At 68.6% G+C, this 21,977-nt stretch carries 20 protein-coding genes and 1 riboswitch; of the genes, 4 read left to right on the top strand and 16 right to left on the bottom strand.

Translation table 11 applies throughout. The annotated features are described in order from the left end of the window. Window positions 1-31: 31 nt before the first annotated feature. From LPB142_RS12365 to miaB, 13 genes are all read right to left on the bottom strand, one after another. Window positions 32-574, bottom strand: a complete 543-nt coding sequence (locus tag LPB142_RS12365; protein WP_071166566.1) for a hypothetical protein — start codon at window positions 572-574, stop codon at window positions 32-34. Next, the gene (locus tag LPB142_RS12370) at window positions 571-1,527 is read right to left on the bottom strand and encodes a capsular polysaccharide export protein, LipB/KpsS family (protein WP_071166567.1); all 957 of its coding nucleotides are present in this window, start codon (window positions 1,525-1,527) and stop codon (window positions 571-573) included. Before LPB142_RS12370 ends, LPB142_RS12365 begins: the two co-directional genes overlap by 4 nt. Then, window positions 1,524-2,117 (bottom strand): (d)CMP kinase, encoded by a 594-nt coding sequence (locus tag LPB142_RS12375; protein ID WP_071166568.1) that lies wholly within the window; start codon window positions 2,115-2,117, stop codon window positions 1,524-1,526. Before LPB142_RS12375 ends, LPB142_RS12370 begins: the two co-directional genes overlap by 4 nt. A gap of 70 nt (window positions 2,118-2,187) precedes the next feature. Continuing rightward, window positions 2,188-3,531, bottom strand: coding sequence for a 3-phosphoshikimate 1-carboxyvinyltransferase (aroA, locus tag LPB142_RS12380; protein ID WP_071166569.1), 1,344 nt, complete (start codon window positions 3,529-3,531; stop codon window positions 2,188-2,190). 72 nt (window positions 3,532-3,603) lie between these two features. Beyond that, on the bottom strand, window positions 3,604-4,359 hold the full coding sequence (trmB, locus tag LPB142_RS12385) for a tRNA (guanine(46)-N(7))-methyltransferase TrmB (protein WP_232230888.1): 756 nt from the start codon (window positions 4,357-4,359) through the stop codon (window positions 3,604-3,606). A 248-nt stretch (window positions 4,360-4,607) separates the two neighbouring features. Continuing rightward, window positions 4,608-5,774, bottom strand: a complete 1,167-nt coding sequence (gene metK, locus LPB142_RS12390) for a methionine adenosyltransferase (RefSeq protein WP_071166570.1) — start codon at window positions 5,772-5,774, stop codon at window positions 4,608-4,610. A gap of 7 nt (window positions 5,775-5,781) precedes the next feature. Then, a riboswitch (SAM-SAH riboswitch) is annotated at window positions 5,782-5,829 on the bottom strand. An 11-nt stretch (window positions 5,830-5,840) separates the two neighbouring features. Further along, on the bottom strand, window positions 5,841-7,412 hold the full coding sequence (gene lnt, locus LPB142_RS12395) for an apolipoprotein N-acyltransferase (RefSeq protein ID WP_394328611.1): 1,572 nt from the start codon (window positions 7,410-7,412) through the stop codon (window positions 5,841-5,843). Between the two features lie 10 nt (window positions 7,413-7,422). Further along, a complete protein-coding gene (locus LPB142_RS12400) occupies window positions 7,423-8,325 on the bottom strand; it encodes a hemolysin family protein (RefSeq protein WP_068765749.1) in 903 nt (300 codons plus the stop codon). Window positions 8,326-8,360: 35 nt separating this feature from the next. Next, window positions 8,361-8,873 carry an rRNA maturation RNase YbeY gene (gene ybeY, locus LPB142_RS12405; protein ID WP_232230890.1) on the bottom strand — a complete coding sequence of 171 codons (513 nt, stop codon included), beginning with the start codon at window positions 8,871-8,873 and terminating at the stop codon, window positions 8,361-8,363. Next, window positions 8,854-9,879 (bottom strand): PhoH family protein, encoded by a 1,026-nt coding sequence (locus LPB142_RS12410; protein WP_068765748.1) that lies wholly within the window; start codon window positions 9,877-9,879, stop codon window positions 8,854-8,856. Before LPB142_RS12410 ends, ybeY begins: the two co-directional genes overlap by 20 nt. Before the next feature lie 172 nt (window positions 9,880-10,051). Then, window positions 10,052-10,357 carry a hypothetical protein gene (locus tag LPB142_RS12415; RefSeq protein WP_068765747.1) on the bottom strand — a complete coding sequence of 102 codons (306 nt, stop codon included), beginning with the start codon at window positions 10,355-10,357 and terminating at the stop codon, window positions 10,052-10,054. Between the two features lie 10 nt (window positions 10,358-10,367). Next, window positions 10,368-10,931, bottom strand: coding sequence for an OmpA family protein (locus tag LPB142_RS12420; protein WP_068765912.1), 564 nt, complete (start codon window positions 10,929-10,931; stop codon window positions 10,368-10,370). Window positions 10,932-11,162: 231 nt separating this feature from the next. Then, on the bottom strand, window positions 11,163-12,488 hold the full coding sequence (gene miaB, locus LPB142_RS12425) for a tRNA (N6-isopentenyl adenosine(37)-C2)-methylthiotransferase MiaB (protein ID WP_068765746.1): 1,326 nt from the start codon (window positions 12,486-12,488) through the stop codon (window positions 11,163-11,165). A gap of 131 nt (window positions 12,489-12,619) precedes the next feature. Here miaB and LPB142_RS12430 point away from each other — a divergent pair, with 131 nt between their 5' ends. Beyond that, the gene (locus LPB142_RS12430) at window positions 12,620-13,564 is read left to right on the top strand and encodes an FRG domain-containing protein (RefSeq protein WP_071166571.1); all 945 of its coding nucleotides are present in this window, start codon (window positions 12,620-12,622) and stop codon (window positions 13,562-13,564) included. A gap of 38 nt (window positions 13,565-13,602) precedes the next feature. Here the strand turns inward: LPB142_RS12430 and LPB142_RS12435 are convergent, their stop codons facing one another. The 3 genes from LPB142_RS12435 to LPB142_RS12445 are packed head-to-tail and all read right to left on the bottom strand — an operon-like array spanning window position 13,603 to window position 17,598. Continuing rightward, the gene (locus tag LPB142_RS12435; RefSeq protein WP_071166572.1) at window positions 13,603-14,853 is read right to left on the bottom strand and encodes a response regulator; all 1,251 of its coding nucleotides are present in this window, start codon (window positions 14,851-14,853) and stop codon (window positions 13,603-13,605) included. After that, window positions 14,843-15,238: a response regulator gene (locus LPB142_RS12440; protein WP_071166573.1), complete on the bottom strand. Its 396-nt coding sequence runs from the start codon at window positions 15,236-15,238 to the stop codon at window positions 14,843-14,845. The genes LPB142_RS12435 and LPB142_RS12440 overlap by 11 nt, the downstream gene beginning before the upstream one ends. Continuing rightward, window positions 15,238-17,598: a PAS domain S-box protein gene (locus LPB142_RS12445; RefSeq protein ID WP_198037832.1), complete on the bottom strand. Its 2,361-nt coding sequence runs from the start codon at window positions 17,596-17,598 to the stop codon at window positions 15,238-15,240. Before LPB142_RS12445 ends, LPB142_RS12440 begins: the two co-directional genes overlap by 1 nt. Before the next feature lie 234 nt (window positions 17,599-17,832). Here LPB142_RS12445 and LPB142_RS12450 point away from each other — a divergent pair, with 234 nt between their 5' ends. The 3 genes from LPB142_RS12450 (at window position 17,833) to LPB142_RS12460 (ending at window position 21,975) form a co-directional block, all read left to right on the top strand. Further along, window positions 17,833-19,875, top strand: coding sequence for an NADH:flavin oxidoreductase (locus LPB142_RS12450; RefSeq protein ID WP_071166575.1), 2,043 nt, complete (start codon window positions 17,833-17,835; stop codon window positions 19,873-19,875). Window positions 19,876-20,058: 183 nt separating this feature from the next. After that, on the top strand, window positions 20,059-21,396 hold the full coding sequence (locus tag LPB142_RS12455) for a Hint domain-containing protein (RefSeq protein WP_071166576.1): 1,338 nt from the start codon (window positions 20,059-20,061) through the stop codon (window positions 21,394-21,396). A 72-nt stretch (window positions 21,397-21,468) separates the two neighbouring features. Further along, window positions 21,469-21,975: a GNAT family N-acetyltransferase gene (locus LPB142_RS12460; RefSeq protein WP_068765738.1), complete on the top strand. Its 507-nt coding sequence runs from the start codon at window positions 21,469-21,471 to the stop codon at window positions 21,973-21,975. Window positions 21,976-21,977 lie beyond the last annotated feature (2 nt).

The following is a 21,977-nucleotide window of genomic DNA, read 5'->3' on the forward strand; positions in this document are numbered from 1 at the left end:
CGCGGGCGCGAAAGCCCCCGTATTTACTGGCTCAATCGCAGATCCGCGCGCGCAGGATCATCGCGGGCGCGGTGAAGGGCGGGCCGGTCTCCACCCCGGGCGAGGGCTTGAGGCGGTCGTCGCGCACGGGCGAGCGCGCCTGACAGATCCCCACCGGGCGCACCGAGATCGCGCCGGGATCGCGCAGATCGACGATCTGCCCGCCCTTGCGCGCGGCGCCGGTCACCGCGAAGTCGAGCGGCGCCTCAAGCGCGAAACTCTCGGTCGCGGGGCCGAAAAGCGCCCCCTCGCCCGCCCAATCCGCCCCCGGACCGCGCGCGAATTTGAGCGCATACCGCCCCGGCGGCACCAGCACCCGGAAGAACGCCCCGCCCTGCAGATAGGCGCCGAGCACATCCGCCCCGCTCGAGGCATCGCGCAAGACGAGGTAATAATCCGCCCCCGGCGCGGTCTTGACCTGCAGGGGAAGCGTGCGCGGCAAGGCGGTCTCGGCCCACAAAAGCCCCGCCCGCGGCGGCGCGGCCCCGGCCGGCGCGGCCAGCGCGATCAGGAGCGCAAACGCCGCCCCCCTCATGGCGCAAGCCCCAGCCGGTGGGCATCGAACCCCGCCCGGGCAAAGATCGCGAGGATCTTCGCCTCGAGATCGGGGTCGTCGAGCCAGAGGCAGTGGAGCCCGAAATACCAGTAGAGAAAGCGCACATGGGGCCAATCGGTGCCAAGCGCCTGCGCCAGCGCGGCGCCAAACGCGCCCGGCTCGCGCACGCTCACCGCGGCTTGCGCAAAATCGCTCTGCCCGAACAAAAGCGCGGGCTTGCCATGCAAAAACCCCTCGATCGCGGCGGCGGAATTGACCGAGATCGTCGCCGCGCAGGCTGCAAGAATGTCGTGGATATTGGCATCCGTCTCGATCATCTGCGCGCCCAGCGCGCCCTCGGCGCGCAGCCGCGCGATCAGCGCCCGCCCCTCCTCGAGCGCGAGCGGATGCGCCTTCACGATCACCGGTCGCCCCTCTGCGCCCGCCAGAACCGTGCGCACCATCACCTCGGCCTCGCAAAAGGCCTGCCCCGCGCGATAGGGCGCGGGGCCCTGCAAGAAGACCGCAAGCGCCCCCTTCGGAAATCTCTCGAGCGCGCGTTTTTGGCCATAGCGCCCGCGCCGCGGCGCCACGAACCTCGCCCGCAGGCCGCGCACGAAGGCCCGCGCCGCCGCCCCCTCGACCGCACGCGGGCGGAAGGTCTCATGCCGGATCGAGGAGCCCGCGAGCACGCCCTCGGGGTCGAGATGCCAGAAATCCTCGAGATAGGCGGTCGCGGCGCTGAGCCCCCCGGGGCCCGGGGCGCGGGCGTTGTCGGTGATATGCAGATCGCCGTCCGGGGCGCGCGGCGGGTGGCGCGACCCGATCAGCGCGGTGCCCCCGCGCGCGGCGATCATGTCGAGGATCCGGGTGTAAAGGAGCGGCCGGCGGCGCTTTTCGATCAGCGCCTCGTAGCGCTCAGGCAGGTGCAAAATGACCCGCGCGGGGCTCACCGCGCGCGCCCCAGCGCGGCCTCGATCAAAGCGACCGCCGCCGCCACCGCCGCCTCGATCGTCATCTCGGAGGTGTCGAGGATCTCGGCCTCCTCGGCCGGGCGCAAAGGCGCATCGGCGCGGCCCATGTCGCGCGCATCGCGCTCGCGCACCTCGGCCAGGACCTCGGCCTCGTCGCCGCCGACCTCGAGCCAGCGGCGATGCGCGCGCACCTCGGGGCTCGCGGTGACATAGAGCTTCACCTCGGCCTCGGGGCAGATCACCGTGCCGATATCGCGCCCGTCGAGCACCGCGCCGCCCGGCTGGCGGGCAAAGCGGCGCTGAAACTCGGTCAGCGCGGCACGCACCTCGGGGATCACCGCGACGCGCGAGGCGGCCTGGCCCGCGGCGAGCGAGCGCAGATCGCCGCGCGCGAGATCCTCGGCCGAGAGGCTTTCGGCGGCCGCGACCGGATCGCCCCCCTTGGCGCCCACTGCGCGGTAGAGCAGCCCCGTATCGAGATGCGCAAAGCCGAACCGCGCCGCCACCGCGCGCGAGATCGTGCCCTTGCCCGCCGCCGCCGGGCCGTCGATCGCCACCGTGAAGATCATCGCCTCTGCCCCTCGTCCCGCCCCGCCGCCGGCGGAGTTTGCGTATTTATGCCAAGAAGAAACGAGGCGGTCAGCCCCGTTCGATCACCGCGCCAAGGCCCGCCATCAGCTCCTCGAAGACCGGGAAGGAGGTCGCGATCGGCGAGCCGTCATCGACCGCGATCGGCGCCTGGGCGGCGAGGCCGAGGATCAGGAAGCTCATCGCGATCCGGTGGTCGATATGGGTGGCGCAGGTCGCCCCGCCCGGCACGCCGCCCGGGCCCATGCCATGGACGATCAGCGTATCGTCATCTTCCTCGACGCGCACGCCGCAGGCCTCGAGACCGCGCGCCATCGCGTCGATCCGGTCGCTTTCCTTGACGCGCAGCTCATGCACGCCGCGCATCACCGTGGTGCCGCGCGCGCAGGCCGCGACCACCGAGAGCACCGGGTATTCGTCGATCTGCGAGGAGGCGCGCTCGGGGGCCACGTCGATGCCGGTGAGCTCGGAGTAGCGCACGCGCAGGTCGGCGACCGGCTCGCCGCCCTCTTCGCGCGGGTTGAGGAATTCGATATCGGCGCCCATGTCCCGCAGCGTCAGGAACAGCCCGTTGCGGGTCGGGTTCTGGCTGACGCCCGGCACGAGAATATCCGAGCCCGGCACGAGGAGCGCGGCGCAGACCGGGAAGGCCGCCGAGGACGGGTCGCGCGGCACCGCGACGCGCTGCGCGGTGAGCTCGGGCTGGCCCTGCAGGGTGATGCGGTTGCCCTCGGGGGTGGCCTCGACGGTGATCTCGGCGCCAAAGCCCTTCAGCATCCGCTCGGTATGATCGCGCGTCGGCACCTTCTCGATGACGACGGTCTGGCCGGGCGCGTTCAGCCCCGCGAGCAGCACCGCCGATTTCACCTGCGCGGAGGCCATCGGCGTGGTGTAGCTGACCGGCACGGGCTCGGCCGCGCCGACGATCGTCATCGGCAGCCGCCCGCCCGCGCGCCCATAGGCCCGCGCGCCGAAAAGCGCGAGCGGGTCGGTCACCCGCCCCATCGGCCGCTTGCGCAGGCTCGCGTCGCCCGTAAACGTCGCCGAGATCGGCGAGCTCGCCATGCAGCCCATGATCAGCCGCACCCCGGTGCCCGAATTGCCGCAATCGATGACATCGGCGGGCTCGGCAAAGCCGCCCACGCCGACGCCCTCGACGCTCCACTCGCCCGGCCCGTGGCGGGTGACGGTCGCGCCGAAGGCCCGCATCGCCTTGGCGGTGTCGAGCACGTCCTGGCCCTCGAGGAGCCCGGTGATCTCGGTCCGCCCGACCGACAGCGCGCCGAGGATCAGCGCCCGATGCGAGATCGACTTGTCGCCCGGCACCTCGGCCACGCCCGCAAGCGGCCCCCCCTTGCGCGATTTCATCGGAATCGGATCACCATGGCCAGACATCGAAAGCCTCCCTCTTGCTCGCCCCCTGTTAGCCCAAAGGCGGCGCGCCCGGAAGCCCCCCCCCGCGGGCCCTCAAAGCCGCCTGAAGGTCGCGTAATCGGGGACACGCCCCTCGCGCAGCGCCTTTTGCTCATAGCGCGTCGAGATCCAGTCGCCCCAGGCCTCGCCGCCATGGCCGGTGAGCGCGAACCCCGCGCGCGGCACCTCGCGCAAGGCCTGCGCCATGTAGCTCGGGATATCGGTCGCAACGCGGAACTCGGCCCCCGGCGCCAGACAGCGCGCAAGCGGCACGAGATGGTCCTGCGTGACGAACCGCCGCCGATGATGGCGCCGCTTCGGCCAGGGGTCGGGGTAATTCAGAAACGCCTTCGCCAGCGCGCCATCGGGCAGAACATCCATCAGATCGCGCGCATCCCCCGGATGCACCGCAATATTCGTCACCCCCGCCGCGCGGATCTTGCCAAGCAGCATCGCCACGCCGTTGATGAAGGGCTCGCAGCCGATGATGTTCACCTCCGGGTAGCGCGCGCACATATGCACCAGATGCTCGCCGCCGCCGAACCCCACCTCGAGCCAGATCGGCGCGTCATTGCCGAAGATCGCCTGCGGGTCGATGAGCTCTCGGCCGGGGTTCTCCTCCCGCGTCACGCCGCGCGGCGCGAGGCTCGCGAGATCCTCGGAAAGATAGGCCTTCTGGCTCTGACGCATGGTCTTGCCGCGGATCCGGCCGTAGAAATTGCGCCACTCCGAGCGCTCGGAGGCCGCCTCCGGGGAGGTCACCTCGGGCTCAGGGCCTGCGCCCGCCTGGCTGTCACTGTCTTGCATCATGGGCCGGGCCTCTAGCCCCCCGGCCCCGCCAAGGTCAAGCCCCGCCCTTTCATCTTGCCCGAAATATCCTCGGGGGTGCGGGGGCAGACAGCCCCCGCCGCGACGGCGCCGCACAGCACGACACGCGGAAGGCAGGCAGGATCGGCGCAAACCATCGGCGCCACCGCGGGCTTTGGATGTGGAAACGGGGGGCTGTCTGCCCCCCGCGCCCCCCGAGGATATTTCGGGCAAGATGAAAGAGAGGCGGATCAGACCGCCTTCTTGAGCGCCTCGATCAGGTCGGTCTTCTCCCAGGAGAAGCCGCCATCCGCCTCCGGCGCGCGGCCGAAATGGCCGTAGGCCGCGGTGCGGGCATAGATCGGGCGGTTCAGGTCGAGATGCGTGCGGATCCCGCGCGGGGTGAGATCCATGCATTGCGCCACGATGCGCTCGATTTCCTCATCCGCGACCTCACCGGTGCCATAGGTATCGGCATAGATCGAGAGCGGTTTGGCCACGCCGATCGCATAGGAGACCTGGATCAGGCACTTCCTGGCGAGCCCCGCCGCGACGACGTTCTTGGCCAGATAGCGCGCCGCATAGGCCGCCGATCGGTCGACCTTGGTCGGATCCTTGCCCGAGAACGCCCCGCCGCCATGGGGCGCCGCGCCGCCATAGGTATCGACGATGATCTTGCGCCCGGTCAGCCCCGCGTCGCCATCGGGCCCGCCGATCACGAAGGTGCCGGTGGGGTTGACCCACCATTCGGTCTTCTCGTCGATCCAGCCCGCGGGCAGAACCTCGCGGATATAGGGCTCGACGATCGCGCGGATGTCGTCCGAGGTCTGGCTCTCGAATTTATGCTGCGTCGAGAGCACGATCGAGGTCACGCCGACGGGCTTGCCGCCCTCGTAGCGCACCGAAAGCTGCGATTTCGCATCGGGGCCGAGCGTCGGCTCGGCGCCGGATTTGCGCGCCTCGGCGAGGCGGCGCAGGATCGCGTGGCTATACTGGATCGGCGCGGGCATCAGCTCGGGCGTCTCGTCGGTCGCATAGCCGAACATGATCCCCTGATCGCCGGCGCCATCCTTGTCGACGCCCTGGCTGATATGGGCCGATTGCGGGTGCAGGTAATTGGCGAATTTCAGCGTCGCCCAGTGGAAGGCGTCCTGCTCATAGCCGATATCCTTCACGCAATCGCGCACGATATGGTCGATGCGGCCCATGAAATCGGCGAGCTTGGCCTGATCGGAGAGCCCGACCTCGCCGCCGACGACGACCTGGTTGGTGGTCGCGAAGGTCTCGCAGGCCACGCGGGCATTGGGTTCCTCGGCGAGGAAAGCGTCAAGGACGGCGTCGGAGATCCGGTCGCAGACCTTGTCGGGGTGGCCTTCCGAAACGGATTCGGAAGTAAAGACGTAGTTTTCGCGTGCCATTGAGAATTGCTCCATTGGATAACCCCGTCACGCCAGGAAGCCGTTGTGACGGTTCGATGGGTTTGCCTAGACCTGCGGGGGTGTCAGGTCAACGCGGTATTTTCGACCAAAGAGGTAAATTAAAGCCGAAATTGCGGCGAGAAGCGCAAGGACAGGAAAATCGCCGCTGCGGGCGTAGAGCGTGGCGGGCAGGGCCGCCGGCAGCGCCGCATCGACCACGCCCGCGCGCCCCAGCCCGAGCGAGGCGGTGACGCGGCCTTTCGCATCGATCATCGCCGAGATGCCGGTATTGGCCGCCCGCGCGAGCGGCAGGCCGAACTCGATCGCGCGCAGCCGCGAGAGCGCGAAATGCTGCCAGGGGCCGGCGAGCGTGCCGAACCAGGCGTCATTGGTGATCTGCAAGAGCCAGTCGGGGCGCGCGGGCGCGGCGAGGATATCTTGCGGGAACACCGCCTCGTAGCAGATCAGCGGCAGCGGATGGCCGAGCGGCCCGAGATCGAGAAGACGCGGGCCCGGCCCGGCGGAATAGCCGTTGCCCTCCTGCGCCGCGAAAGCCGAAATGCCGAACCGCGCGGCGAGATCGCCAAAGGGCACATATTCGCCAAAGGGCACCAGATGCGCCTTGTCATAAAGCGCATCGACCGTGCCGCCGGGGCCGATCATCGCGAGGCTGTTGAAATAGCGCAGCCCCTCCTCGCGCTGGATGCCGAGCGCGACCGGCGTGCCCGCGGCGGCCTCGGCCACCATCGAGAGCCCGTCGCCGGGGCGGTCGAGCAGGAAGGGCGCCGAGGTCTCGGGCCAGACGATCAGATCGGGCGCGGGGGCGCCGGGCGCGGCGTCTTGCGCCGTCAGATCGAGCGCGCGGTAGAAGAAGTCGAGCCGGAACTCGGGGAGCCATTTCTCGTCCTGCGGCGCGTTGGGCTGCACGAGGCGGATCTGCACCGGCGCCGCGCGCTCCGGCTCGGGCGCGGCAAGGCGCAAGGCCCCCGCCCCCCAGAGCGCGCCGAGCCCCAGCGCCGCGACGAGCGCAGCCCCCGCCGCCGCCCGCGCGCGCCGCGCCCCGGCGGGCCACGCCGCCGAGAGCACGGTCACGAGCCCGAGCCCCAGCGGCCCGATCGTGGCCGCCGCCTGCGCCACCGGCGTCGCGATCCAGATATGGCCCGCAAGCGCCCAGGGGAACCCGGTGAAGAGATAGGAGCGCAGCGCATCGGACGCCGCGAGCCCGAGCCCGAGCCCGAGCGCGGTGAGCCAGAGCGGCGCCTTGACCCCCGCGAGCCGCGCGCCCGCGCCAAAGCCCGCCGCCCAGAACGCCCCCATCCCCGCCGCCATCGCGACGAGCGCGAAGGGCGCCATCCAGCCATAGACCTCGGCCTCGACCTGAAACGGCTCGACGATCCAGAAGAGCGCGGCGAGCCCGAAACCGAAACCCGCGGCAAAACCGCTCCAGCCCGGCGCCCGCCGCGCGCCGAGCGCGAAAATCGCGCCCAGCGCCGGAAGCGCGAGATACCACGCCCCCAAGGGCGCCTGCCCCGCCGCGAAAACGGCGCCCAAAGCCGCCAGCGCCGCGAGCCGCCCCCAGCCGGGGCGGCGCGGCGCGCGGGCAAAGGCGGGCAGTTTGAGCCACCTCGGGCGACGCAAGCTCAAGATCTCACTCCGCCGGCGCCACGCCCGGCAGCCGCACCCGCAGCCGCTTGATCCGCCGCGGATCGGCGTCGACAATCTCATATTCGACGCCATTCTCGCCGATGATCACCTCGCCGCGCGCCGGCACCCGGCCGATCTGCATGAAGACGAGCCCGCCCATCGAGTCGATCTCGCCCTCCTCCTCGGCATCGGCCAGAACCACGCCGATCTCGGCCTCGAACTCCTTGAGCGGCGCACGCGCCTGCACGATCCACTGGCCGGGCTTCTCTTCCTTCCAGAAGCCGCCCTCCGCCTCGTCATGCTCATCCTCGATCTCGCCGATCACCTGCTCGATCAGATCCTCGAGCGTGACGAGCCCGTCGACCCCGCCATATTCGTCGATCACCAGCGCCATGTGGATCCGCTGCACCTGCATCTTCTGCAACAGCACCCCGATCGGCATCGAGGGCGGCACATACAGCAGCGGGCGCAAGATCTTGCGCACCGAAAACCGCCCCGGCGCCGCGCCAAAACCATATTCGAGCGCAAGATCCTTCAGGTGCACAAGGCCCAGGGGCGTGTCGAGCGTGTCCTTGAAGACGGGCATGCGCGAATAACCCTGCGCGCGGAACACCTCGACAAGCTCCTCGCGCGAGATCGACACCGGCACGGCGACGATCTCGACCTTGGGCAGAGCGACATCGCCCACCCGCATCTTGCGCAAATTGCCCATCCCCGGCAGCGGCGCAGGCGCCGGCATGGCCGCGGCGGGCGCGGCCTCTTGCGAGGGCTCGGCCTCGGTCCCGGAAAAAACTTCGAAAATACGCCCCAAAAACCCGCGAGATTGCGGCTCGGAGCTACTGTCGCCCGCGTCGAGTTCTGACGCAGGCGCGTTGGCGGGGGCTGCCCCGTCAGCGACTTGTCCCATCGGTCCTTTCCAAACAACCGGCCTTCATGGCCGCATTATTCTTCATATGGGTTAACAATTCCCATTCCCGCAAGCACCTCGACCTCGATTTTTTCCATCAGCTCGGCATCGCCCTCGCGAATGTGATCGAAACCGAGCAGATGCAGCACCCCATGCACGATCAGATGCGTGACGTGATCGGCCATCGGCTTGCCCGCCTCGGCGGCCTCGCGCGCGCAGGTCTCGTAGGCGATCGCGATATCGCCAAGGCCCTCGGGAATGCCCGGCGCGAAGGGCTCGGGCGGCTCGGGCTCGCCCCCCTCGTCCTCGGCCGCGCGCTCCTCGGAGGGCCAGCTGAGCACATTGGTGGGCCGCGGCTTGTCGCGGAAATCGGCGTTGAGCGCGGCGATGCGGGCATCATCGCAGCCCAGAAGCGAGATCTCGAACGCCTCCGCCGCAAGGCCACGCGCGGCCAGAACCGCGCGCGCGGCGCGTTCGGCCAGCGCCGGGAGAGCAACCTCATCCCAGCGCTGGTCCTCGATCATGATATCAACCAGCGGCTCCGTCATCGGCGCGGTCATAGGCGTCAATGATGCGCGCCACAAGGGGGTGGCGCACGACATCGGAGGCGGTGAAATAGTTGAACGAGATCCCCTTCACCCCGTCGAGAATGCGCTCGGCGTCTTGCAAGCCCGAAGGCACGCCGCGCGGCAGGTCGACCTGGCTGCGGTCGCCCGTGATCACCATCCGCGAGCCCTGGCCCAGACGGGTGAGGAACATCTTCATCTGCATCGTCGTGGCGTTTTGCGCCTCGTCGAGCACCACAAACGCATTCGCCAGCGTGCGCCCGCGCATGAAGGCCAGAGGCGCGATCTCGATGCGCTTTTCCTCCATCAGCTTCTGCATCTGCTTGGCCGGCAGGAAGTCGTTGAGCGCGTCATAGAGCGGCTGCATGTAGGGGTCGACCTTCTCCTTCATGTCGCCCGGCAGGAAGCCCAGACGCTCGCCCGCCTCGACCGCGGGGCGGCTCAGGATGATCTTGTCGACGAGCCCGCCGATCAGCATGGTGACCCCCACCGCGACCGCCAGATAGGTCTTGCCGGTGCCCGCCGGCCCGATCCCGAAGGCCAGCTCGTTTTCGAACAGCGCGCGCACATAGGCCTTCTGCGCCTCGGTGCGCGGCTCGACCTGTTTCTTGCGGGTGCGGATCTCGTATTTGCCGGCGGCGAACATCTCGAGCTGTTCATCCACGCTCACGCCCGCCTGACCGAAATCGCCCATCCGGATCGCGCTGTCGATCTCGCCCGCGTCGATCGCGCGGCCGGCCTCGAGCTTTTCATAAAGCGCGGTGAGCACGCCCGAGGCCTGAAGCTGCGCCTCGGGGCTGCCGACCACCGCAAGCTGGTTGCCGCGGCGCAGGATATGGACCGAGAGCTTGTGCTCGATCTGGGCCAGATTGCGGTCAAATTCTCCGCACAGGTCGATCAACAGCCGGTTGTCAGGGAACTCAAGAAGCGTTTCATGCACCTCTTGAGAGCGGGGCGGGGGTGTGATCGCGCTGAAGCCCAAGAACATCTCCTGGCTAAGGGTTGGTAAAGATATGGTGCCCCCAACCCCCGAGTCACGCAAGCCTTGGTTATGATTCAGGCGCTCGCCGCGGCGAAAATCATCAAGGCGTCATAAATCAGGCCGCGTGATCACTCACGCGGCCCTGTTGCCTATTTTATAGGCAGATATATGCCCGAAATCAGAGCGGGTCGGCGATCGGCGTGCCCGTCTTGAACGGGCCGACCGCGGTGCTGGCCGGGCCCGCGCCCGAGCAGATCGGCTTGCCGTAATCATCCAGACGCGCCGAGAGATAACCTTCCACGCCGTCATCGACGATCCAGTGGTCGCAGCCCTCCGGGTCGATCCAGACGCCGGCTTTCAGCGTCGAGAGATGGTGGGCGTTGATGCCACGGTCATACGTCTTGTCGGGGCCGATCTGGCCGCCCTCGCACGCCGCCAGCGCACCGGCCGCCGCGATCATCATCAGAACCTGTTTCACAGCCATCGCTCGCCCCTCACTTCACGCAGATGATTTCGACACGGCGGTTTTGCGCCATGCCGGCGGCGGTGGCGTTGGTCGCCCGCGGCTGACGCTCGCCATACCAGTTGACCGCCAGAACCGGCGCGCCAACCGCTTTCGCGACGCCCGCGACCGCTTCGGCGCGGCCTTTCGAGAGGCGCATGTTATATTCATCCGAGGCGCGGCTGTCGGTGTGGCCGGTGACGATGAAGGTCCGCGCCTGAGCCGATTTGAAGAAGCCCTCGAGATATTCGCGCCCCTTCGCGGTCAGCTTCGAGCTGTCGGTCGCGAACAGCGTGTCGGTCGGCACCACGCCGCAGACATTGCGGTGGCACACCGGGCGCCCGTCGCGGGTCTTGCGGATATCCATGAAGCCCTCGGCCCCGTCATCCATCACCCAATGTTCGCAGCCATCCGGGTCGATCCAGATGGTGGGAATGTATTTCTCCGATTGCACGGCCTGCTGGGCGGCGGCCGGCGCGAGCCCCGCCCCCAGCGCCAGCGCGACCACGGCGAGCCCGCCGGCCATCGGTTTCCATGCCTGCAAGAGTTTGCCCATCGCCGCATCCGCCTCCATACCAAACCCACGCGGCCCCGCCGCGCGGTCAAATTAACCTAAATCGCCCTGAGAGTAGCAAAATTGTGAGGTTTTGGAAGAGATTTCCCCCAAATATTGTATCCAATGCAAAAACAAACCCCGCCTGTTGCCGGGGCTTCATGCCGCGACGGAAACGGTTTCGCCAAATTTGAGACACTTTTCAAACGGCCCCGCCGGGCGCCCGGCCGCGGATCAGCCCGCGACCAGCTCGCCGCCCAGCGAATTCGGCCCGCTTTCGGTGATTCTCACCTGCGCGAGCACCCCCGGCGCAAGCCCCGCGCCGCGGACATGAACCGCTTGAAGATAATCGGATTTCCCGACCCATTGCCCCTCGAGCCGGCCGGGTTTTTCGAACAGAACGCCGACCTCGCGGCCCACCATCCCCTCCTGCGCGGCGCGCTGCTGGGCGGTGATCAGCGCCTGCAACTCCTGCAGCCGCGCATCGGCCACCTCGGGCGCCACGCCCGCCCGCCCGGCCGCCGGCGTGCCCGGCCGCGGCGAATATTTGAACGAGAACGCCGCGCCATAGCCCACCGCCGCGATCAGATCGAGCGTCGCGCGGTGGTCCTCATCGCTCTCGCCGGGGAAACCCGCGATGAAATCCGAGCTGAGCATGATGTCGGGCCGCGCCGCCCGGATCCGCTCGACAAGGCGCAGATAGTCCTCGGCGGTATGCTTGCGGTTCATCGCCTTGAGCACCCGGTCCGAGCCCGATTGCACCGGCAGATGCAGATAGGGCATGAGCTTGGGCTCCTCGCCATGCGCCGCGATCAGCGCGTCATCCATGTCGTTGGGGTGCGAGGTCGTGTAGCGGATCCGCTCGAGCCCGTCGATGCGCGCCAGCGCCCGCACGAGCCGCGCAAGGCCCCAATCGCCGCCCTCGCCCGCGCCGTGATAGCCGTTGACGTTCTGCCCCAGAAGCGTGATCTCGCGCACCCCCTTGTCGACGAGCTTTTGCGCCTCCGCTAGGATCCGCGCCGCCGGCCGCGAGACCTCGGCCCCGCGGGTATAGGGCACGACGCAAAAGGCGCAGAACTTGTCGCAGCCCTCCTGCACCGTCAGAAACGCCGTCGGGCGCGCCGCGAGCGGGCGCTCGGGCAGGTGGTCGAACTTGTCCTCGAGCGGGAATTCGGTATCGACGGGCCGCGCGCCCTGCTCGGCCGCCGCCACCATCTCGGGCAGGCGGTGATAATTCTGCGAGCCCACCACCAGATCGACGAGCGGCATCCGGCGCATGATCTCCGCCCCCTCGGCCTGCGCCACGCAGCCCGCCACGCCGATCTTGAGATCGGGCCTGGCCTCCTTGAACGGCCGCAGCCGGCCGAGATCGGAATAGACCTTCTCGGCGGCCTTCTCCCGGATATGGCAGGTGTTGAGCAGCACCATATCCGCCTCGGCCGGATCATCGGTCAGCTCATAGCCCTTCGCGCCCATCGCCTCGGCCATGCGCTCGCTGTCATAGACGTTCATCTGACAGCCATAGGTCTTGATATGCAGCTTCTTCGGGCTCTCCGACATCGCGGCCTCCAGGCTTTCGGGATGGGCAGGTCAAGAGGGCCTGATACGGGATTGCGCGCCGCCCCGCAAGGCGCGGGCGTTGCGCGCGGGGGCGGGGCGGCGCAAACTGGCGCGGGCGAGCGGAGGGCGCGATGGAGATTTACCGGGAAGAGGCCTGCCAGACGGCCGAGGCGCTGATCGAGGCGCTGGTCAAGGCGAGCGAGGGCGGCGCGGCGCTGTTTCGCGGGGTGTCGGATGCGAATTACACGCTGACGCCGTCGATGTATCGGAAGGAGGGGATGGCGCGGTTGAATGAACTGGCGCTAGGGCCGCGGCGCACCACGCCGATCGAGCCGAAAACGCCGATGGTTTCCCGCGACTGGAATAGATTGCTCGCCCAACATGTGGCGCTCACCCGCAGGTTCTTCTCGGTCGCAAATCGTCGCAACCTGATCGACCTCGACCTCAGCCGGGTCGATTTTGAAACCCTCGATCCCCGCGCCGGAAGGCCGGTCCGCTGGCCCACTGATCCACAATTTGGCGCCCTTAATCGCGAGAGTTTTCCACGCGAAGACACTCTGCCCCTCCTCGCGCTCATGCAGCATCAGGGCTTGCCGACGCCCTTGCTCGACTGGAGTGAGGATCTTCTCACCGCCTGTTTCTTCGCGACCGACCAGAGCGCCGAAAAGCTCGGGGCCGAGATCGCTATCCATGCCCTGGACCCATTGTTCTTCAACCGGGCCCAAGAATTGCAATTTGCACAAACGCAGGCCCATCTGGCCGTGCCTCGGCTATATTTCCCGAGCTATCGTGGCAATGCAAATCTCTTCGCCCAGGCAGGAGCGATGAGCTATCTCGCCGCGACCGGCTTCACAAACGAGGCGGGGCAAGTCCCCCGCGCCTTCGACCTCAAGAGCGCGCTAGAGGCCTTTGCGCAGGACGTGACGCCGCGTCAGGGCCGAGATCTTGGACCTGTTCGTCGCAGACGCACCGCCCGTCCTCCAGAAATTCACCCTGCCCCGCGAACAGGTCGGCGCGTTGCGGGCGCGGTTGCGGGCTTTCGGGGTCACCGCGAGCGCGATCTACCCGGGCTTTGACGGGGTGCGGCGCGAGATCGAGGGGCCGGGCTGAGCGCTCAGCCCGGTTTCGCCGCGCGCGCATAGGCCTCGAGCCGGGCGGCGAGCCAGGCGGGCGGGGTGTCGGCGGGCAGCACATCGCTCGCGCCGGCCGCGAGCCCCGCAAGACTCGCCTCGAGGAGCGCCTCGGGCGCCAGTTCGGGCAGCACCAAGAGGATCGGCAGCCGCTCGAGATCGGCGCTCGCGCGGGCGCGCGCCAGAACCGCCGCGCCCCCCTCGCCGCGCAGATCGGCCTCGAGAAGCGCTGCCACCGGGCGCTCCTCGGTCAGCGCCTCCCAGGCATCGGCGCTCGAATGCACGAGCCGCACCCGCCCCCCCGCGCCGCGCAGCCGCTGGCTCAGCCGCACCCCGCGCTCGAGGTCGGCGCAGCCCACAACCACCGTGCGCGCCCGCGCATCGAGCGTATCGGCCACCCGGCGCACCACCTCGCCAAGATCGAAGGGCTTGATCAGATAGGCCTCCGCGCCGTGCAAAAACCCGCGAATCTGGCTCGTCTCCTCGTCGCGCCGGGTGAGCAGCAGGATCGGGATCTCGCGCCACAAAGGCGCCGCCTTGATCCGCTCGAGGGCGCAAAACCCGTCCATCTCGGGCATGTTCACATCCATCAAGATCACGTCCGGGCGCCCCGCCGCCGGCCCGCCGGCACAGGCAAAGAGCATCAAGAGCGCCTCGAGCCCGGTTTTCGCGGTGCTCATCCGCCAGCCCATCTCGGCAAAGCCCGCGCCCAGAAGATCGCGCACGAGCTCGTCATCATCGACCACCAGCACATGCACCCCCGTCCCGGCCGCCGCCGCCGGGCCCGCGGCCTCGGGCAACGCCGCTTGCGCCGGCGCCTCCTGCCGCGCCGCAGCGGGCGCCGCATCGGGCGCGCCCTTCGCCGCCTCGAGCACCTCGCGCGCGGCCGAGATGAACCGCTCGAGCAACGCCCGCAGCGTCAGATCCGCCGCCGGGGGCCCGCCCTGATCGAACCGCTCCTCAAGCTCGCGCGCGCGCTGCGAGAGCACCTCGAAGCCAAAGGTCTGCGCCGAGCCCGCGATCTTGTGGGTCTGCATCCTGAGCTCACCGATCAGCTCAACCGGCCGCGGCCCCTCCGACACGCCCTGCGCGAGCGCGATCATCGGCCCGCGCCGATCGAGCGCCTCCAGCATCTCGGAGAGCTCGAGATATTTCGGCATCCATCGGCCGAGCTTCTCGACAAATCGTGCCCGGATGGCCGCGAGCGAGAGGGCGAAATCGGGGTCATGGTGCATCGTGGCTCTCCCGAAGGGTGGTGATTTCGGCGGTCAGCCGGTCGGGGTCGAAGGGTTTGACGATCACGCCCAGCGCGCCAAGGCTGCGGTAGGCGGCCTGCTCATGCACCTGCGCGCGCGCGGTCATGAAGATCACCGGGACCGAGCGCGCCGCCCCCGGCATCTCGCGCAGCCGGCGCAGCGTCTCGGGCCCGTCCATGCCGGGCATCATCACATCCATCAACACAAGCTGCGGCGCCTCCGCGGCAAAGCGCTCGAGCGCGGCGCATCCGCTGGCGCAGTGCACGACCCGGAACCCGCCGAGCATCTCGAGCGTCATCACCGCCACCTCGGCGATATCCTCATCATCCTCGACATTGAGAATCGAGTGCAGCGGCCCGGCCATCAGGCGCTCCTTTGCAAGGGCAGCTCGACATCGCGCGGCAGGCGGATGCAGAAGGTCGTGCCCTGCCCGATACGGGTGGTGAAGGTGATCTCGCCCTCGAAGGCGAGGATGATCGCGCGCGCGATGTTGAGCCCGAGCCCCGAGCCGCCGCGCGCCCGCGTCGAGGAGGCATCGGCCTGCGCGAATTTGCCGAAGATCTTGTCGCGGAACTCGCGCGGGATCCCGGGGCCCTGATCGGTCACCCGGATCGTGACACTCTCCCCCTCGCGGCCGATCGCGAAGATCACCTCGCCGCCGCGGGGCGAGAATTTCGCCGCATTGGAGAGCAGGTTGACCAGCGCCTGATTGAACCGGCTCGGGTCGACCCGACAATGGAGCGGCTCGGGCGCGCATAGCACGGTGAAGCGCACGTCATATTGATCGGCATAGCTCGTGTGGCGCTCGACGATCTCGCGCACCAGCGTGTTGATCTCCTGCCGCTCGAGCCGATACTCCATCTTGCCCGCCTCGATCTTCTCCATGTCGAGGATGTCGTCGACGAGATGGGCGAGCCGGCCGCAACTGTCATAGGACAGGTCGAGCAGCCGCGCCGATTTCGCATCGAGCAGATGCGCCGAGGTGGTCTTGAGCAGGCCCAGCGCGCCGCGGATCGTGGTCAGGGGCGTGCGCAGCTCGTGGTTCACCGTCGAGACGAATTCGTTTTTCATCACCTCCATCTCCTTGCGTGCGGTGATGTCGCGCAAGATGCCGGTGAAGAAGCGCTGGTTGCCGTAATGGGTGTGGCTGACGGAGAGCTCGAGGATGAAGGTCGAGCCATCCTTGCGCCGCGCGACGAGATCCCGCCCGCGCCCGACCGTGCGCCCGACGACGCGGGTGTCGTCGGGGCCCTCGCCGGGGCCGCGGCTGAGGCGCGTCAGATAGGCCTGATGCGCGCTCCCGTCGCCCTCGGGCATCAACATCCCGACATCGCGCCCCACGACCTCCTCGCGGCCATAGCCGAACAGCCGCTCGCAAGCGGGGTTGTAGTCGCAGATGATGCCGCGCTCGTCGATCGTGATGATCCCGTCGACCACCGTCTCGATCACCTCTTGCGCGCGCGCCTCCGACGAGACGATGCGCCGCCGCAGCGCCTCGAAGGAGCGCGCCAGATCGCCGATCTCGTCGCGTCGCTCGATCGGCAGATGGACCGGCGGGCCGCCGCTGCGCGCCGCTTCTCGCAGCTGGGCCGTCATCCGCGGCAGCGCCTCGGTGATCCAGGTCGCGGCGAGAAACGCCACCCCCACCGAGCCGAGGATCAGCACCGCCCCGATCCCGATCAGCTTGGTGCGCAGCGCGCCGAGCGCGGCAAACACCTCAACGCGCGGATGGCGCGCCACCACGCCCAGCGCGAAGGGCGGCTCCTGGGTATCGAGCACGACCCGCTGATAGCGCGCGACCGTGACCGCATCGGCCAGCGCCACGTTCGGCGCCGCGCCGCCCGGATCGGCCTGCGCGATCTGCGCCAGCATCGGCGCCATCTGCGCCCGGCCGAGCGGCATGAACAGCCCGCTGCCCGGATCATGGGAGATCGCCTCGCCCGCCGGGTCGATCACCAGCACCGCCGCCGCCGGCCGCACCGACCGCACCACCGCCTGCAACAAGGCCGCATAATCGAGCGTGATCTCCACCACCCCCACCGTCGCGCCCTCGAACTGCGCCGAGACGAGCACCCGCACCACCCGCCCCGGCCCCGCCCGCCCGCGCTCGGGCACGACCAGGATCCCGGACGGATCGAGCGCCAGCGCCCGCGCCAGATCGGGCGTCTCGAGCCCGCGCAGCAGCCGCTCCGGCGCGGTGGTGACCAGCCGCTCGCGCCCGCGGTCAGGCTCGGCCGCGCCCAGCACCGCCCCCGGCGGGCGGTCGACCCGCGCCAGCTCCCGCCCCCCCGCCGCCGCGATGTAGCGCATCCGCAGATAATCCGGGCGCTGCTGCATCAGGGCCCGAAACGCGAGCTCGAAGCGCGCGCGCCAATGCGCAAGGTCATTGCCCGAGACCGGGTCCACCCCGCCGCCCCGCTCGGCCCGGAAATAGCCCTCCGGGATCGACGAGGAGCGCACCAGCCGCGCATCCGAGACGAGCTGCTCGAACCCCGCCCGGATCGGGTTGGCGATCGCCTGCGTCTCCCACAGGAGCCGTTCATTGGCCGCCGCAAGCGAGACCGCGACGGTCTGGCGGTAGCTCACCCAGAACATCGTCAGCGCGACGAGAAAGGTCACGACACAGGTCAGCAGCGTGATCTTGAGGCGCAGCGATTGCGCCGAGAAGCGAGCCAGAAGGCGCGCAAGCGACGGGACCGTCCGCATCTGTGAAAGGCGTGGCATCTGGCGCAACCTCGGGTCTGGGTCGCCAGAATGTTAGCAACCGAAACGTTAACAAGGCGCCCAAGAAATCCGACCGCATTTTAACGGTCGGGACATTTTGTCGCAGATTTCCCGCTTTTTCTGAAGAATCTGCGCCCGTCGCCCCCTCCGCCGGCAAAATGTTCACCAACGATCTTTTTGTTGACATCGGTGCACATTTTCCGGTTGATACCCCCATCAGCCAGGGAGTGCCCGATGTCCACCGATCCCCTTCTCCAGCCCTACCAGCTCAAACACCTGCGGCTGCGCAACCGCATCATGACCACCAGCCACGAACCCGCCTACCCCGAGGACGGCATGCCCAAGGCGCGCTACGCCGCCTATCATGCCGAGCGCGCCAAGGCCGGGGTGGCGCTGGCGATGACCGCGGGCTCGGCGGCGGTCTCGAAAGACAGCCCGCCGGTCTTCAACAATATCCTCGCCTACAAGGACGAGGTCGTGCCCCATATCCGCCGCCTCACCGATGCCTGCCACGAGCACGGCTGCGCGGTGATGATCCAGCTCACCCATCTCGGCCGGCGCACCACCTGGAACAAGGGCGCCTGGCTGCCCTCGGTCTCCTCCTCGCGCCACCGCGAGCCCGCGCACAAGGCCTTCCCCAAGCTCGCCGAGGATTGGGATATCGCGCGCATCATCACCGATTTCGCCGATGCGACCGAGCGGATGCAGGCCGGCGGCATGGACGGGATCGAGTTGCAGGTCTATGGCCACCTGCTCGACCAGTTCTGGTCGCCCCTGACCAATGACCTCGAGGGCCCCTATGGCGGCCAGACGCTCGAGAGCCGGATGCAACTGCTGATGGATGTGCTCGGCGGCATCCGCAAACGGGTCGGCCCGGAGTTCATCGTCGGGCTGCGCTACACCGCCGACGAGGCCGAGGCCGGCGGCATCACCCCCGCCGAGGGGATCGAGATCTCCCGCCGCCTCGCCGCGACCGGCATGGTCGATTTCCTCAACGTGATCCGCGGGCGCATCCACACCGACCCGGCGATGACCGATGTGATCCCGGTGCAGGGGATGAAAAACGCCCCCCATCTCGATTTTGCCGGCGCCGTGAAGGCCGCGACCGGGATGCCGACCTTCCATGCCGCGAAGATCCCCGATGTGGCCACCGCGCGCCATGCGGTCGCGGCGGGGCTGCTCGACATGGTCGGCATGACCCGCGCGCATATGGCCGACCCGCATATCGTGCGCAAGATCATCGAGGGGCGCGAGCATGACATCCGCCCCTGTGTCGGCGCGACCTACTGTCTCGACCGGATCTATGCCGCGGGCGAGGCGCTGTGCATCCACAACCCCGCCACCGGGCGCGAGCTGACCATGCCCCATGAGATCGCCCCGGCCGAGACCCGCAAGAAGGTGGTGATCGTCGGCGCCGGCCCCGCCGGGCTCGAGGCCGCCCGCGTCGCCGCCGAGCGCGGCCATGACGTGACCGTGTTCGAGGCCCAGCCCGACCCGGGCGGTCAGGTCCGCCTCACCGCGCTCTCCGAACGGCGCCGCGAGATGATCTCGATCATCGACTGGCGGATGGCGCAATGCGCCGCGCGCGATGTCGAATTCCGCTTCAACACCTGGGCGGAGGTGGCCGATGTGACCGCGCTCGCCCCCGATGTGGTGATCGTGGCGACCGGCGGGCTGCCCAATCTCACCCTCTTCGAGGGCAAGGAGCCCGGCCATGTGATCAGCGCCTGGGATCTGCTTTCGGGCGATGTCAAACCCGGGCAGGAGGTGCTGATCTATGACGAGAGCGGCGATCACCCGGGGCTGATGGCGGCCGAGCTTGCCGCGCGGGCGGGCGCGCGCGTCGAGGTGATGACCCCCGACCGCACCTTCGCCCCCGATATCATGGCGATGAACCTCGTGCCCTACATGCGCGCGCTGCAAGACAAGGACGTGACCTTCACCGTCACCCGCCGCCTCAAGGATGTGCGCAAGGAGGGCAACCGGCTGACGGCGGTGATCGGCACCGATTACAGCGCCCATACCCGCGAGCAAAGCTATGACCAGATCGTTGTCAACTATGGCACGATGCCGCTCGACGAGCTCTATTTCGCGCTCAAGCCGCTCTCCTCGAACGGCGGCGCGGTGGATTACGACGCGCTGATCGCGGGCGCGCCGCAACGGCTGATCCGCGAACCCGAGGGCGCCTTCCAGCTGTTCCGGATCGGCGATGCGGTGAGCGCACGCAACACCCATGCCGCGATCTACGATGCGCTGCGGCTGATGAAGGACATCTGACGGCGCCCCGCCTCCCCCGCCGCCCTCGCAGCCCCGGCCGCGGGGGCGGTTGGCCCGCCCGCCGACACGTTTCCCCCTGATTTTCTTAAAATCGGACCGAAAACGCCCCAGAGCAATCAAAGCCTTGTCAAGGTTCCCCCCCCATAATCACGGCGGAAGGGGTAAGAGTATCTGGGGCAAACCGTGGCCAACGCCACCTTGACAGGCAATGCAGCCAATAACGCCGCGACGGTCACGAACGCGACGAACGGCTCCGGCGTCCCCTCGCAAAACGGCAGCAGCGTCACCGTCACCACCTCGAACGCGACGCTGAGCGGCTCAGGCCATTTCTACGATGTCAACTTCCTCGGCGGCGCCGATACGCTCGTGTCGTGGAACATGCCCTGGGTGAACCCCGAAAGCGGTGACAAGCTGGGCTTCGACAATATCTCGATGGGCACCGGCAACGATGTCGTCGAGCTGCACCGCTCGGCCTTCTACGACACGCTCGACATGGGCGACGGCGACGACACGCTCGTGCTCGACAATTCGGGCGGGCGCAATGTCGTCATGGGCGCGGGCAACGATGTCACGCAAGTCAACATGACCCAGGCGAGCGCCGCCTCCGAGGAGGAGCTCGCCCAGAAGGTCGGTCAGGCGCCGATCAGCCTCGACGGCGGCACCGGGCTCGACACGCTCGACCTCGCCGGCGACTGGACGCTGACCCTGACCTCGGGCAGCTTCACCCTCGACACCAACCACGACGGCATCGGCGATCAGGTGACCAACGTGCTGCGCGCCGATCAATACGGCGATGTGCTGGGCATGCCGACGCTGCTCTCGGGCACGGTGCAATGGGGCGACATCCTCACCCTCTCGGGCGGCGATACGGTGGTCGCGCAGGCCACCTTCTCGAATTTCGAGGCCCTGAACGCGGTCTGTTTCACCCCCGGCACCCTGATCGAGACCCCCGCCGGCCCGCGCCCGGTCGAGGCCCTGCGCCGCGGCGATCTCGTCTCGACCCGCGCAGGCGCCCGCCCGATCCGCTGGATCGGCCGGCGCCGGCTCGACCTGATCGATCTGATGGCCAACCCCAAGCTGATGCCGATCCTCGTGCCGCGCGGCGCCTTTGGCGACGGGCTGCCGCGGCGCGATCTGCATGTCTCGCCCCAGCACCGGGTCGTGGTGCGCTCGAAGATCGCCGAGCGGATGTTCGGCGCGCGCGAGGTGCTGGTCGCGGTCAAACAGCTCGTCGGCACCGCCGGCATCGAGGTCGATGGCGAGCTCAGCACCGTCACCTATTACCATTTCATGCTCGACGACCACGCCCTCGTCATCGCCGACGGGATCGAGGCCGAAACCCTCTACCCCGGCCCGCAGGCGCTGAGCTTCCTCTCCGAGGACGCGCGCGCCGAGATTTCCACGCTGTTCCCCGAGCTCGAGGCGGGCGCCGCGAGCCTCGCGCTGCCCTGCCTGAAGGGGCGCGACGCCCGCGCCCTCGCCGCGCGCCACGCCCGCTCGGGCCAACCCCTCTGGTCGTGAGCACCTCCATCCGCTAGGCTCGCGTCAAAGTTGTGAGATGGCGCGGCCACGACCCAAGAACAGGAGCCTTCCGTGCAAAGCAGCCTCCCCGCCGAGGAACGGCGCAAAGTGATGATCAAGCTCGGCGAGGAGGTCGCCGATGTGCCCCAGATCCTGCCGCTCGTCCACCAGATGCACCGCGAAAGCCTGTTTGCCGACCTGCCTTTCGACGAGCCGCAGTTCGAGCAGATCATCGGCTTCATCCGCGACAACCCGGGCTTCAACGGCGCGCTCTATGTCGAATATGACGGCGAGCCGGTGGCCTTTGCCTATTACGTCTTCCGCCCCTTCATGGGCAGCCGCAAGAGCTGGATCACGGTGATGCACACGCTCTACCTGCGCGCCGATATCCGCTCGACCCCGGTCGGCGGCTACATCTGGGAGCGGATCTTGCTGGCGGTGCGCAGCTGGTCGGCGCCGCGCGGCGCGCGCGGGATCATGTTCAACGTCACCTCGGGGATCGCGGTGGAAGAGACCGATACCGTGCTGCGCGCGGGCGGCGCCACCCATCTGGGCGGCAATTATTTCCTGCGGATCTGACG

The organism is Rhodobacter xanthinilyticus (assembly GCF_001856665.1).
Lineage (GTDB): Bacteria > Pseudomonadota > Alphaproteobacteria > Rhodobacterales > Rhodobacteraceae > Rhodobacter > Rhodobacter xanthinilyticus.

Coding starts and splice junctions, on each gene's coding strand:
- LPB142_RS12440 (WP_071166573.1), bottom strand. CDS start 15,238: ATGGCCGGGCCGCTGCACTCGATTCTCAATGTCGAGGATGATGAGGAT.
- LPB142_RS12365 (WP_071166566.1), bottom strand. CDS start 574: ATGAGGGGGGCGGCGTTTGCGCTCCTGATCGCGCTGGCCGCGCCGGCC.
- LPB142_RS12450 (WP_071166575.1), top strand. CDS start 17,833: ATGTCCACCGATCCCCTTCTCCAGCCCTACCAGCTCAAACACCTGCGG.
- LPB142_RS12375 (WP_071166568.1), bottom strand. CDS start 2,117: ATGATCTTCACGGTGGCGATCGACGGCCCGGCGGCGGCGGGCAAGGGC.
- trmB (WP_232230888.1), bottom strand. CDS start 4,359: ATGATGCAAGACAGTGACAGCCAGGCGGGCGCAGGCCCTGAGCCCGAG.
- LPB142_RS12445 (WP_198037832.1), bottom strand. CDS start 17,598: ATGCCACGCCTTTCACAGATGCGGACGGTCCCGTCGCTTGCGCGCCTT.
- LPB142_RS12410 (WP_068765748.1), bottom strand. CDS start 9,879: ATGTTCTTGGGCTTCAGCGCGATCACACCCCCGCCCCGCTCTCAAGAG.
- LPB142_RS12435 (WP_071166572.1), bottom strand. CDS start 14,853: ATGCACCATGACCCCGATTTCGCCCTCTCGCTCGCGGCCATCCGGGCA.
- ybeY (WP_232230890.1), bottom strand. CDS start 8,873: ATGACGGAGCCGCTGGTTGATATCATGATCGAGGACCAGCGCTGGGAT.
- LPB142_RS12430 (WP_071166571.1), top strand. CDS start 12,620: ATGGAGATTTACCGGGAAGAGGCCTGCCAGACGGCCGAGGCGCTGATC.
- LPB142_RS12420 (WP_068765912.1), bottom strand. CDS start 10,931: ATGGGCAAACTCTTGCAGGCATGGAAACCGATGGCCGGCGGGCTCGCC.
- aroA (WP_071166569.1), bottom strand. CDS start 3,531: ATGTCTGGCCATGGTGATCCGATTCCGATGAAATCGCGCAAGGGGGGG.
- LPB142_RS12400 (WP_068765749.1), bottom strand. CDS start 8,325: ATGGGACAAGTCGCTGACGGGGCAGCCCCCGCCAACGCGCCTGCGTCA.
- miaB (WP_068765746.1), bottom strand. CDS start 12,488: ATGTCGGAGAGCCCGAAGAAGCTGCATATCAAGACCTATGGCTGTCAG.
- metK (WP_071166570.1), bottom strand. CDS start 5,774: ATGGCACGCGAAAACTACGTCTTTACTTCCGAATCCGTTTCGGAAGGC.
- LPB142_RS12415 (WP_068765747.1), bottom strand. CDS start 10,357: ATGGCTGTGAAACAGGTTCTGATGATGATCGCGGCGGCCGGTGCGCTG.